Origin of the sequence: Luteibacter aegosomatissinici (genome assembly GCF_023078495.1) — a bacterium.
GTDB lineage: Bacteria > Pseudomonadota > Gammaproteobacteria > Xanthomonadales > Rhodanobacteraceae > Luteibacter > Luteibacter aegosomatissinici.
Genome location: NZ_CP095742.1, coordinates 3,208,661 through 3,220,787 on the forward strand (window position 1 = coordinate 3,208,661; position 12,127 = coordinate 3,220,787).

Genomic DNA, 12,127 nt, shown 5'->3' on the forward strand with positions numbered 1-12,127 from the left:
CTCCCTTCACCAAGCCCGAACAGTTGCTCGAGTCCTACCTCGAATTCACAAGCCGGGGCTGGTGGAGGTGCTCTCACTCCCGATCCTACTCCGGAGAGACGCCATGGGCATGCATATCGGTGTTGATGTGGGAAAGGCCACACTGGATGTGGTCTGGTTATCGACCAGGCGTCACGAGCGCTTCGCCAATACGCCGGTGGGCCGGGAAAGGCTGCTGAAGGTGTTGTCTCCCAGTGCCGTTGAGCACATCGTGCTGGAGGCGACAGGAGGCTACGAACGGGCCATCGTGGAAGCCTTGGCGGCAGCCGGCTACCAGGTGACGCGCCTGGCGTCGCACCGGTCCAGGGCATATGCCGCAGCGCTTGGAAACCTCGCCAAGAACGATAAGATCGATGCCTTAACGTTGGCCCGCATGGCCAAGACCATCGATCCGGAGCCCTACCAGCCGACACCGCCCGAACGGGCGCAACTGGCCGATCTGGTACGTTGCCGCCAGCAGTTGGTGAGCCAGCGCGATGACAATCGCCGCCGGCTGGCTCAGGCGACGTTACCCGCCGCGCAACGCGCTCTCCAAGCGATGATCGAGGCGGCGAAGGCGCAGATCGCGGCCATGGATCAGGCGATCAAGCCAGCCATGCAGGCGGTCGATCCGCACTCCCGCCTGTGCAGCGTCCCGGGCATCGGACCGGTGACCGCGGCCACGCTCATCGCATACCTACCGGAGCTGGGCCAGCTGGACCGCAAGCAGGTCGCTGCTCTGGTCGGCGTCGCGCCGTACGTTGATCAAAGTGGCCATCGCAACGGCCCCCGACGCGTACGCGCCGGCCGCTGGATCGTCAGGCGAGTGCTCTACATGGCCACCTGGGCGGCTATCAACGCCACGAACAGCCCTCTTAAGCTCCGCTACGACGCGCTACGAGCGCGTGGGAAAGTCGCAAAAGTGGCGGTCGTGGCCTGCATGCGACAGCTAATCACGGCCATCAATGCGATGGTCCGTGATCAGGCCGAGTGGAGGACTGCCTAAAGACAGTTGCTCCTACACCCAGGGCGGTCCGCTGGTCCCTTGCGGGTATAATCGGCGGCTGCCCCGTTTCTCGCTTCCAGGACCCCACCCATGTCCCACGCCACGCTGACCGCCCTTTCGCCGCTGGATGGCCGCTACGCCTCCAAGTCGGGCTCGCTGCGCCCCATCTTCAGCGAGTTCGGCCTGATGCACCGCCGCGTCCACGTGGAGATCCACTGGCTGCTGGCCCTGGCCCGCCACCCGGGCATCGTGGAGCTGCCGGCGTTCCCGGCCGATTCGGTGGCTCGGCTGGAAGCCATCGCCAACGACTTCTCGGTCGATGACGGCGAGCGGATCAAGGCGATCGAAGCCACGACGAACCACGATGTAAAGGCCGTCGAGTACTTCATCAAGGAAAAGATCGGCAACGATCCGGCCCTGGCCCAGGCCAAGGAGTTCGTGCACTTCGCCTGCACCAGCGAAGACATCAACAACCTGGCCTACTCGCTGATGCTGCGCGATGCGCGCGAAACCGTGCTGCTGCCGTCGCTCGACCAGGTGATCGCCAAGCTGCGCGGCATGTCGCATGAATTCGCCGGCCTGTCGCTGCTCTCGCGCACGCACGGCCAGACCGCCTCGCCCAGCACCATGGGCAAGGAGCTGGCTAACGTCGTCGCGCGCCTGGAGCGCCAGCGCAAGCAGCTGGTCGCCATCGAGATCCCGGGCAAGATCAACGGTGCCGTCGGCAACTACAACGCGCACGTCATCTCGTACCCCGCGGTCGACTGGCCGGTGCTGGCCTCGGGCTTTGTCGAAGGCCTCGGCCTTACCTTCAACCCGTACACCACGCAGATCGAACCGCACGACGGCATCGCCGAGTTCGCCGATGTGCTGCGCCGTATCAACATCATCCTGATCGACCTGGCTCGTGATATCTGGGGCTACATCTCGCTCGGCTATTTCCGCCAGGCACTGAAGGCGGGCGAAGTCGGCTCCTCGACCATGCCGCACAAGGTCAACCCGATCGACTTTGAAAACGCCGAAGGCAACTTCGGCCTCGCCAACGCCCTGCTCGGCCACTTTGCCGAAAAGCTGCCGATCAGCCGCTGGCAGCGTGACCTCACCGATTCCACCGTGCTGCGTGCCCTGGGCACCGCCTTTGGCCATTCGCTGGTCGCGCTGGAATCGCTGATGAAGGGCCTGGGCAAGCTCAACGTCAACGCCGAGCGCATCGCTGCCGACCTCGACAACAGCTGGGAAGTGCTGGCAGAAGCCGTGCAGACCGTGATGCGCCGCTATGGCCTGCCGGAACCGTACGAGCAGCTCAAGGCCCTCACCCGCGGCCAGGGCATCACGAAGGATTCCATGCGCACCTTCATCGACGACCTGGATCTGCCGGCCGATGCGAAGAAGGCGCTGGCCGAACTGACCCCGGCATCGTATATCGGCCTGGCCGACAAGCTCGCCAAGTCGATCTGACCCGAACGCCCGGGCCCTGTGGGAGCGCGCTTGCGCGCGAACCCCAATGCAACGATCCAACGAATGAAGCCATGCACATCCCCGTGCATGGCTTCATTCGTTTCAGCGGAATAAGAAAAGCATCGCGCGCAAACGCGCTCCTACAGGAGCATCCGGGCAGCGGCATGCGGCGTTATATGGGCAAGCGCAGCGGGGCCCGGCCCGATTACAATCCCGCCCATGGCCATCAAGACCCCCACCCAGAAGCCCCTCCCCATTGAAGTCCGCGGCAGCGCCTCGCAGCCGCTCGGCATGAGTGCCACGCAGTTCCTGCGCGATTACTGGCAGAAGCGTCCGCTACTTATCCGCAATGCCTTCCCTGATTTCGAGGCGCCGATCGAGCCCAATGACCTGGCCGGCCTGGCCTGCGAAGAAGGTGTACTCGCCCGCCTGATCATTCACGACGAAAAACGCGACAAGTGGACCGTGAAGAACGGCCCGCTCACCGAGGCCGAATTCGGCAAAACCCCGAAGCGCGACTGGACCCTGCTGGTGCAGGATGTCGACAAATGGGACGCCGATGTGGCGGGTCTGCTCGACACCTTCAACTTCCTGCCCAGTTGGCGCCTGGACGACATCATGATCTCGTACGCCGAGGACGGCGGCGGCGTGGGTGCCCATGTCGACCAGTACGACGTGTTCCTCCTTCAGGGCCTGGGCCAGCGCCACTGGGCGATCAGCACCGATCCGGATGCCCCGCTGGATTTCCGCGATGACGTGGAGCTCAAGCAACTGAAGACCTTCGAGCCCACCCATGAGTGGCTGCTCGATCCGGGCGATATGCTTTACCTGCCGCCCGGCGTGCCCCATGACGGCGTGGCCCTGGGTGATTGCATGACCATTTCGGTCGGCATGCGCGCCCCCTCGCAGGCCGAGCTTACCGGCGACCTGGCCGATTTCCTGGCCGAGCGCATGCCGGAAGAGCTGCGCTACACCGACCCCGACCTTGCACCGGCCAAGCGCGCGGGCGAGATCGACTCGGCCGCACTGAACCGCCTGCGCCAGGCCCTGCCCTTCGCCGCCGCCCTGGATCGTGACCTGCTGGCCGACTGGTTCGGCCGCTTCATCACCCGCTACCGCAATGCCCAGGACGCGGCCCCGCCGCCGAAGGCGACCACGGCCGCGGCGCTGGATAAGGCGATCGAGGGCGGCTCGACCTTGGTCCGCCATCCGTTCGCCCGCGTGGCCTGGGTCCGCGGAAAGAAGGAGGCCACGCTTTATGTCAGCGGCGGAGCCTACGAGTGCCCGACCGACCTGGCCGAAGCCCTCTCCGGTCAGCGCGAGCTGACCTTCGACAAGGCGCCGCCCACAGCTGCGAAGGCCGTGCTGCTGGCCCTGGTCAACGACGGCCACCTCGGCATCCGCAAGGGCCGCCGCCGGTGACCGGCCCGGCGGACATGGCGCTCGTGGCGCAGGACCGGGCTGGTCTGGACGTCGCCCATGTCCGCCTGCTTTCGGCGGCCCGCTACCGGGTCTCGATCTATCTGCCGGTCATGGATGCCGGCGTCCTGGAAAGTGACCTGGTGCACACGGAACTGCGCCGGCTGGCCACCAGTGGCCGCCAGGCCCGCGTGCGCATCCTCACGCACGACGCGAACCGGGCCCATCGCGAAGGTCACCGGCTGGTCACCCTCGCCCAGCGCCTGCCGACAGCGGTCAGCATCCGCGTCCCCACCGACGAGACCCACCTGCGCTATGGCTCGGCCTTCACCACCGACGAGACCAGTGCGTATCTGTTCAGGCCGGTGGCCCTGCGTTTCGACGCCGAGGGGTCCCTCGATTCCCTGGGTGAAACCGGCCGTTTGACCGCCTATTTCGATGAAGTATGGGAGCGCGCGGAGCCGGCCTGGGAAATCAGACCATTGGGTATTTGATATCTCAGACATACGGCAAAAAGCTTGGCGCGGCGCAATGTCACGGGGCTATACTTAACGAATTCTTTGCCGCGGGCGAGTAATCCCCACAACCCGCGACAGCCCGCCCTTTCCGTGTGTGCCGGTGGTGACGTGAGCGCAAATCTGATTCGCGAGTTTTCCGAAACTTCCCAACTCGCCGGCGGTAACGCCGATTACGTAGAGCAAATCTACGAAGCCTGGCTTTCCGATTCGGGCAGCGTCCCGGCGGAATGGGATGCGTATTTCAAATCGTTCAAGGGCCGCGAGGCCGGTGATGTCGCCCATTCCGGTGCCATTGCCCGTATCGAAGCCGCGCAGAAACAGCGCCGCGGCAATGGTGCCGTCACTGTCGCCGCCCCGGCCGACAACGCCTACGCCCAGAAACAGGCCGGCGTGCTGCGCCTGCTCACGGCCTACCGCTCGCGTGGCCACCTGGCCGCCAAGCTCGATCCCCTCGGCCTGACCGCCCCCGATGTCGACGCGCCGGACCTCGGCCTCGCCTTCCACGGCCTCTCCGATGCCGACCTCAACACCGAATTCGATTGCGGCACCTTCGCCGGTGGCGGCCAGCGCATGCTCCTACGCGACCTGCTGGCCAAGCTGAAGGCGATCTACACCGGCACCGTCGGCGCCGAGTTCATGTACATCGCCGACTACGACCAGCGCAGCTGGATCTACTCGCGCCTGGAAAAGGCCGCCGGTAACCCGGGCCTCGACAAGGGCGAGAAGGTGCGCGTGCTCGAGGCGCTCACCGCGGCCGAAGGCCTGGAGCGCTACCTGCACACCAAGTATGTCGGTCAGAAGCGCTTCTCGCTGGAAGGCGGCGACAGCCTCATCCCCATGGTGGATGACGTGGTCCGCGCCGCCGGCGACAACGGCGTCAAGGAAGTCATCATCGGCATGGCCCACCGCGGCCGCCTGAACGTCCTGGTCAACATCCTGGGCAAGGCCCCGTCGCAGCTGTTCAACGAGTTCGAAGGCAAGTTCGAGCACGACGACAGCCCGATGCACACCGGCGACGTGAAGTACCACATGGGCTTCTCGGCCGATGTCAAAACCCCGAAGGGTGGCGTGCACGTCGCGCTGGCCTTCAACCCGTCGCACCTGGAAATCGTCAACCCGGTGGTCGCCGGCTCCGTGCATGCCCGCCAGGGCCGCCGCCGCGATACCGCGCTGGAGAAATCGCTGGCCCTGCTGATCCACGGCGATGCCGCCTTCGCAGGCCAGGGCGTCAACATGGAACTCATGCAGATGTCGCAGGCCCGTGGCTTCGCCATCGGCGGCACGCTGCACATGGTGGTGAACAACCAGGTCGGCTTCACCACGTCCAAGCGTGAAGACTCCCGCTCCACCCTGTACTGCACCGACCTGGCCAAGATGGTCAACGCGCCGGTGTTCCACGTGAATGGCGACGACCCGGAAGCCGTCATCCAGGTCACCCGCCTGGCGTACGAGTTCCGCAAGCAGTTCAAGAAGGACGTGGTGATCGACCTCGTCTGCTACCGCCGCCACGGCCACAACGAGGCCGACGAGCCGGCAGCCACCCAGCCGCTCATGTACCAGATCATCCGCAAGCGCCCGACCACGCGCGACCTGTATGCGCAGTCGCTGGTCAAGGCTAACGCCATCGCTGCGGATGACGGCCAGAAGATGCTCGACGATTACCGCGGCCGCCTCGAGAAGGGTGCCTCGCTGATCTCGATCGATGAAAATCCGCAGCGCGATATCCCGGTCGACTGGACCCGCTTCATCGGCAATTCGCTGTCGATGGACGTGGATACCGGCGTGCCCCGCGACAAGCTGGCCAAGGTGCTCGACACGATCCTCAACGTGCCGGCCGATGTCACCCTGCACGCGCGTGTCGCCAAGATCTACGAAGACCGCCGCAAGATGGCCGCCGGTGAACTCCCGGGTGACTGGGGCTTCGCCGAGAACCTCGCCTACGGCACGCTCATCGCCGAAGGCAACGACCTGCGCATCGTGGGCCAGGATGCCGGCCGCGGCACGTTCTTCCACCGCCACGCGGTGCTGCACGACCAGAACAGCGACAACACCTACATGCCGCTGGCCAAGGTGCGCGACGACGCCCGCGTCGACGTGATCGATTCGCTGCTCTCCGAAGAAGCCGTCATGGCCTTCGAGTACGGCGAAGCCACGACCTCGCCGGACCAGCTCACCATCTGGGAAGGCCAGTTCGGCGATTTCGCCAACGGCGCCCAGGTCGTGATCGACCAGTTCATCAGCTCGGGTGAGGCGAAGTGGGACCGCCTGTGCGGCCTTACCCTGCTGCTCCCGCACGGCCAGGAAGGCGCCGGCCCGGAGCACTCCTCCGCACGCCTCGAGCGCTTCCTTCAGCTGTGCGCGCTGGACAACATGCAGGTCTGCGTACCGACCACGCCGGCCCAGGCGTTCCACATGATCCGCCGCCAGCAGGTGCGCCCGGTGCGCAAGCCGCTGATCGTGATGACGCCGAAGTCCCTGCTGCGCCACAAGCTGGCCGTGTCCTCGCTCGATGAGCTGGCCAATGGCAAGTTCCAGCTCGTGATCGGCGAGCACCGCGACCTGCAGGCCAAGAAGGTCAAGCGCGTCGTGCTGTGCTCGGGCAAGGTCTACTACGACCTGCTTGAAGAAGCCGACAAGAAGGGCATCACCGACGTCGCCATCGTGCGCGTCGAGCAGCTGTACCCGTTCCCGCGTCCGGAAGTCTCGGTCGAACTGGAAAAGTACCCCTCCGCCAAGGAAGTGGTCTGGTGCCAGGAAGAGCCGATGAACCAGGGTGCGTGGTTCCAGATCCGTCACCACCTGCAGGCCTGCATCGGGTCGAAGCAGAGCCTGTCCTACGCCGGACGCTCGCGCTCGCCGTCGCCGGCCCCGGGCCATCTCAATACCTACCTCGCCGAACAGGCGGCCCTCGTCGAGCAGGCGCTCGTCGCGCCCGTCGGCACCGATCACGCAGCGGAGTAAGGCAAGCATGTCCATTGAAGTCAAAGTCCCGGTCCTGCCCGAGTCGGTCTCCGACGCGCTCATCGCCACCTGGCACAAGAAGGCCGGCGACGCGGTCAAGCGCGACGAAAACCTGCTGGACCTCGAAACCGACAAGGTCGTGCTCGAAGTCCCGGCACCGGTCGACGGCGTGCTGAAGGAAATCAAATTCGAGGAAGGTTCCACCGTTACCTCGAGCCAGGTGATCGCCGTGATCGAGGAAGGCGCCGCCGCTGCCGCGCCCGCCCCGGCCGCTGCGGCTCCGGCTCCGGCCGCCGCCGAAGCCCCCAAGGCTGAGAAGACTGAAGCGCCGAAGGGCGTGGACGAGCTCTCGCCGGCCGGCCGCCGCGTGGCCGTGGAAGACAACATCGACCCGTCCAAGGTCGCCGGCACCGGCCGCGATGGCCGCGTGACCAAGGAAGACCTGGTCAACGCCAGCAAGGGCGGTAGCGCCCCTGCCCCGGCAGCCGCTGCGGCTGCCCCGGCCGCCAAGCCGACCCCGGGTTCGCGTCCGGAAGAGCGCGTGCCGATGACCCGCATCCGCACCCGCATCGCCGAGCGCCTGATGCAGTCGAAGAACTCGATCGCGATGCTCACCTCGTTCAACGAAGTGAACCTCGCCGAGGTGGTGAAGCTGCGCAAGGCCCTGGGCGAGCAGTTCGAAAAGGCCAACGGCGTGAAGCTGGGCTTCATGAGCTTCTTCGTGAAGGCCGCCACCGAAGCGCTGAAGCGCTACCCGGTGATCAACGCCTCGGTCGATGGTTCGGACATCATCTACCACGGCTACCAGGACATCTCGATCGCCGTCTCCACCGACAAGGGCCTCGTGACCCCGGTGCTGCGCGACGTGCAGGACATGTCGTTCGCCGATGTCGAGAAGGGCATCATCGGTTACGCCAAGAAGGCGCGTGACGGCAAGCTCGGCCTGGATGACCTCCAGGGCGGCACCTTCACCATCACCAACGGCGGCACCTTCGGTTCGCTGCTCTCCACCCCGATCGTGAACCCGCCGCAGAGCGCCATCCTGGGCATGCACACGATCAAGGAGCGCCCGGTCGTCGAGAACGGCCAGGTGGTCGCCGCACCGATGATGTACATCGCACTCTCGTACGATCACCGCATCATCGATGGCCGCGACGCCGTGCTGTTCCTGGTCGATATCAAGAACCAGCTGGAAAACCCGCAGCGGATGCTGCTCGGCCTCTAATGGTCGGTTAAACGCCAGATGTGAAGGCGGGAGTCGAGAGGCTCCCGTTTTCATGTTCCGACCCCATATTGGGTGGTAGCCAACTACCGCCAGCAACATCCGGAGCAAGAGCTATGAGCGACAAGTTCGACGTCATCGTCATCGGTGCCGGCCCCGCGGGCTATGTGGCCGCGATCCGCGCCGCGCAGCTGGGCCTGAAGACCGCCGTGGTCGACGCCTTCGTCGGCAAGGACGGCAAGGCCGCCCTTGGCGGCACCTGCCTCAACGTCGGTTGCATCCCGTCGAAGGCGCTGCTGGATTCGTCCAAGCAGTTCCACAACCTGACGCACAACTTCAAGGATCACGGCATCACCGTCGATAACCCGAAGATCGACATCGACACGTTCATCGGCCGCAAGGACAAGATCGTCAAGCAGTTCACCGGCGGCGTGACGATGCTGTTCAAGGCGAACAAGATCACCTCGTTCTTCGGCAAGGGCAAGCTGCTGAAGGGCAACGAAGTCGAAGTGACCGGCAACGACGGCACGGTGTCGAAGATCTCGGCTACCAACGTCATCCTGGCCTCGGGCTCGGTGCCCATCGAGCTGCCGTTCGCCAAGTTCGATGGCAAGCACATCATCGATAACGCGGGCGCGCTGGATCTCACCGCCGTCCCGAAGCGCATGGGCGTCATCGGCGCCGGCGTGATTGGCCTGGAGCTGGGCAGCGTGTGGAAGCGCCTTGGCGCCGAGGTCACGGTGCTGGAAGCCCTGCCGAAGTTCCTGCAGGTCGCCGACCAGGACATCGCCAAGATGGCCGCGCGCGAGTTCGCCAAGCAGGGCCTGGATATCAAGGTCAACGCCAAGGTCACCTCGGCCGAAGTGAAGGGCGATGAAGTCCATGTCGGCTACACCGACAAGGATGGCAACGCGCAGTCGCTCGTGGTCGACAAGCTGCTGGTGGCCGTGGGCCGCCGCGCCTACACCGCCGGCCTGCTGGCCGACGATACCGGCGTGAAGCTGGATGAGCGCGGCCGCATCGTGGTCGATGAGCACAACCACACCGGCGTCGATGGCGTGTGGGCGATCGGCGATGCCGTGCGCGGCCCGATGCTCGCGCACAAGGGTTCCGAGGAAGGCGTCATGGTGGCCGAGCTCATCGCCGGCAAGCCGGGCCACGTCAACCTGGATACCGTGCCGTGGGTCATCTACACCGAGCCGGAAATCGCCTGGGTCGGCAAGACCGAAGAGCAGCTGAAGGAAGAAGGCATCCCCTATAAGACGGGCGCCTTCCCCTTCGCCGCCAACGGCCGCGCTGTCGCCATGAACGAAGGCATCGGCCAGGTGAAGATGATCGCCCACGCCGAGACCGATCGCATCCTCGGCGTGCACATGGTCGGCCCGGTCGTCTCCGAGCTGATTCACGAGTGCGTCGTGGCGATGGAGTTCAAGGGCTCGTCGGAAGACCTGGCCCGCATCGTCCACGCCCACCCGGCGCTGTCGGAAGTGGTGCACGAAGCGGCCCTCTCGGTCGACAAGCGCGCCATCCACAAGGGCAACTAAGCCTGAGTGAACAAAGCCCGCCCATGCGAGTAGCATGGGCGGGCTTTTTCGTTTCCAGAACCACGGAACGGCGCGGTGTTTTTGTAGGAGCTCACCCTGTGAGCGACATCTTTCGCGACGACGCGGCTGGCCCTGCAGCGATTCCGCGAACGGCGTCGCTCACAGGGTGAGCTCCTACAAACACATCGGAGATTTCAACATGCGCGATATCAAAGCCCTTTGCGTTTACTGCGGTTCCAGTAGCGGCACACGGCCCGAATACACCGAAGCGGCCTGGGCCTTCGGCACCCGCATGGCGAAGGAAAACATCGCCCTCGTCTATGGCGGCGGCAAGGTCGGCCTCATGGGCACGGTGGCCGATGCCGTCATCGCCGCCGGTGGCCGCGTCATCGGCGTGATTCCGCGCCAGCTCGTCGAGAAGGAAGTGGCCCATACCGGCCTCTCCGAGCTGCACGTCGTTGAGACCATGCACGAGCGCAAGACGCGCATGTACGAACTCTCCGATGCCTTTGTCGCCCTGCCCGGCGGCTTTGGCACCATGGATGAAATGTTCGAAATGCTCACCTGGGCGCAGCTCGGCCTGCACACCTACCCATGCGCCTTCCTCGACGTGCTCGGCTTCTATAAGGGCCTGTCGGCGAGCATGGACCACATGGTGGCCGAGGGCTTCGTCAAGCAGGTGCAGCGCGACCAGGTGTGGTTCGGCGACAGCATCGATGCCGTATTCGACTGGATGAAAATCTACGAATCCACCTACATCCCCAAGTGGATCACCAAAGAGTCCGTATAAGACGCGCCCCACCGCAGGCGCCCACCCTGTGGGCGACGACGTTCGCGGCAGCGCCATAGCAGCGCCACGGGGTCTGATGCGGTGTGGCGAAAAATGTCGCCCACAGGGTGGGCTCCTACAACTCAGTAACTGGCAGGAGAAGCAGACGATGCCGTCCATGAAGGCTTTCCGAATCCACAACGACGACGCTGGCTACCGCGGCGCCATCGACACCATGGACACGGACGCGCTCTCGCCCGGCGAGGTGCTGGTCAAGGCCGACTACTCCTCGGTGAACTACAAGGACGCTCTCGCCGGGACCGGCAAGGGCAAGATCCTCCGCCAGTACCCACTCAACGGCGGTATCGATGTCGCCGGCACCGTCGTGGCCTCGACCGACCCGGCCTTCCGCGAGGGCGACAAGGTCCTGGCCACCGGCAGCGGCCTTTCGGAAACGCGTGATGGCGGCTACGGGGAGTACGTCAAACTACCCGCCGCACTGACGATCCCCCTGCCCGCCACGCTTAGCACCCGCGAGGCCATGATCCTGGGCACGGCCGGCTTCACCGCCGCCCTGGCCCTGCTGCGCATGCTCGATAACCGCCAACGCCCGGACATGGGCCCGATCGCCATCACGGGCGCCACGGGTGGTGTCGGCATGCTGGGCGTCGATATTTTCACGCGCGCCGGTTTCCAGGTGCATGCGGTAAGCGGCAAGCCGGATCACTTCGATTTTCTGAGAACGATCGGCGCCGCCGAATGCATCGATCGCCACCAGCTCGCCTTCAGCGGCAAGCCCATGGATTCGGCGAGGTACGGCGGCATGCTCGATAACGTGGGTGGCGCCATGCTGGCTGGCTTCCTGCCCCTGATCGCACCCTACGGCAACGCAGCCATCTGCGGCCTCGCAGGCAGCCCGGAACTGCCGACCACGGTCATGCCCTTCATCATCCGCGGCGTAAGCGTGCTGGGCGTGGCCTCGGCCGGTACCGCCCGCGATATCCGTGACGAGGTTTGGAAGCGCCTGGCCGGTGAATGGAAACCACGCCACCTGGACACGATCTGCACGAAGGAAGTGGCACTGGAGGACGTGGCAAGCGTCTTCGAAACCATGCTTTCGGGCGGCTCGTTCGGCCGGACGCTCGTCCGGATCGCCGGATAAGTGCCTGCCGAGGCAGGTTAAGTACGTTTCACCATTGATACAGGCCGTTA

The 12,127-nt window shown here is 65.1% G+C and carries 9 protein-coding genes; all 9 read left to right on the forward strand.

Annotated features, from left to right (window positions below; all coding sequences use genetic code 11):
- Positions 1 to 103 precede the first annotated feature (103 nt).
- The 9 genes from L2Y97_RS14280 to L2Y97_RS14320 all read left to right on the forward strand — a co-directional run bounded on the left by L2Y97_RS14280 (position 104) and on the right by L2Y97_RS14320 (position 12,077).
- Positions 104 to 1,024: an IS110 family transposase gene (locus L2Y97_RS14280; protein ID WP_247427771.1), complete on the forward strand. Its 921-nt coding sequence runs from the start codon at positions 104 to 106 to the stop codon at positions 1,022 to 1,024.
- Positions 1,025 to 1,114: 90 nt separating this feature from the next.
- The gene (gene purB / locus L2Y97_RS14285; protein ID WP_247427773.1) at positions 1,115 to 2,482 is read left to right on the forward strand and encodes an adenylosuccinate lyase; all 1,368 of its coding nucleotides are present in this window, start codon (positions 1,115 to 1,117) and stop codon (positions 2,480 to 2,482) included.
- A gap of 219 nt (positions 2,483 to 2,701) precedes the next feature.
- On the forward strand, positions 2,702 to 3,904 hold the full coding sequence (locus L2Y97_RS14290) for a cupin domain-containing protein (protein WP_247427774.1): 1,203 nt from the start codon (positions 2,702 to 2,704) through the stop codon (positions 3,902 to 3,904).
- A gap of 14 nt (positions 3,905 to 3,918) precedes the next feature.
- Positions 3,919 to 4,395 carry a DUF7931 domain-containing protein gene (locus tag L2Y97_RS14295; RefSeq protein ID WP_247427776.1) on the forward strand — a complete coding sequence of 159 codons (477 nt, stop codon included), beginning with the start codon at positions 3,919 to 3,921 and terminating at the stop codon, positions 4,393 to 4,395.
- Positions 4,396 to 4,527: 132 nt separating this feature from the next.
- Complete coding sequence (locus L2Y97_RS14300; RefSeq protein WP_247427778.1) at positions 4,528 to 7,380, forward strand: 2-oxoglutarate dehydrogenase E1 component; 2,853 nt, start codon at positions 4,528 to 4,530, stop codon at positions 7,378 to 7,380.
- A 7-nt stretch (positions 7,381 to 7,387) separates the two neighbouring features.
- Positions 7,388 to 8,605, forward strand: a complete 1,218-nt coding sequence (odhB, locus tag L2Y97_RS14305; RefSeq protein ID WP_247427780.1) for a 2-oxoglutarate dehydrogenase complex dihydrolipoyllysine-residue succinyltransferase — start codon at positions 7,388 to 7,390, stop codon at positions 8,603 to 8,605.
- 113 nt (positions 8,606 to 8,718) lie between these two features.
- Positions 8,719 to 10,146: a dihydrolipoyl dehydrogenase gene (lpdA, locus tag L2Y97_RS14310; protein ID WP_247427783.1), complete on the forward strand. Its 1,428-nt coding sequence runs from the start codon at positions 8,719 to 8,721 to the stop codon at positions 10,144 to 10,146.
- A gap of 199 nt (positions 10,147 to 10,345) precedes the next feature.
- On the forward strand, positions 10,346 to 10,936 hold the full coding sequence (locus L2Y97_RS14315; RefSeq protein ID WP_247427786.1) for an LOG family protein: 591 nt from the start codon (positions 10,346 to 10,348) through the stop codon (positions 10,934 to 10,936).
- A gap of 148 nt (positions 10,937 to 11,084) precedes the next feature.
- The gene (locus L2Y97_RS14320) at positions 11,085 to 12,077 is read left to right on the forward strand and encodes a YhdH/YhfP family quinone oxidoreductase (RefSeq protein ID WP_247427788.1); all 993 of its coding nucleotides are present in this window, start codon (positions 11,085 to 11,087) and stop codon (positions 12,075 to 12,077) included.
- The last annotated feature ends 50 nt before the right edge of the window (positions 12,078 to 12,127 follow it).

Bases quoted from the DNA above. Each gene is read 5' to 3' on its own strand.
- L2Y97_RS14280 (WP_247427771.1), top strand. From the start codon at position 104: ATGGGCATGCATATCGGTGTTGATGTGGGAAAGGCCACACTGGATGTG.
- purB (WP_247427773.1), top strand. From the start codon at position 1,115: ATGTCCCACGCCACGCTGACCGCCCTTTCGCCGCTGGATGGCCGCTAC.
- L2Y97_RS14290 (WP_247427774.1), top strand. From the start codon at position 2,702: ATGGCCATCAAGACCCCCACCCAGAAGCCCCTCCCCATTGAAGTCCGC.
- L2Y97_RS14295 (WP_247427776.1), top strand. From the start codon at position 3,919: ATGGCGCTCGTGGCGCAGGACCGGGCTGGTCTGGACGTCGCCCATGTC.
- odhB (WP_247427780.1), top strand. From the start codon at position 7,388: ATGTCCATTGAAGTCAAAGTCCCGGTCCTGCCCGAGTCGGTCTCCGAC.
- lpdA (WP_247427783.1), top strand. From the start codon at position 8,719: ATGAGCGACAAGTTCGACGTCATCGTCATCGGTGCCGGCCCCGCGGGC.
- L2Y97_RS14315 (WP_247427786.1), top strand. From the start codon at position 10,346: ATGCGCGATATCAAAGCCCTTTGCGTTTACTGCGGTTCCAGTAGCGGC.
- L2Y97_RS14320 (WP_247427788.1), top strand. From the start codon at position 11,085: ATGCCGTCCATGAAGGCTTTCCGAATCCACAACGACGACGCTGGCTAC.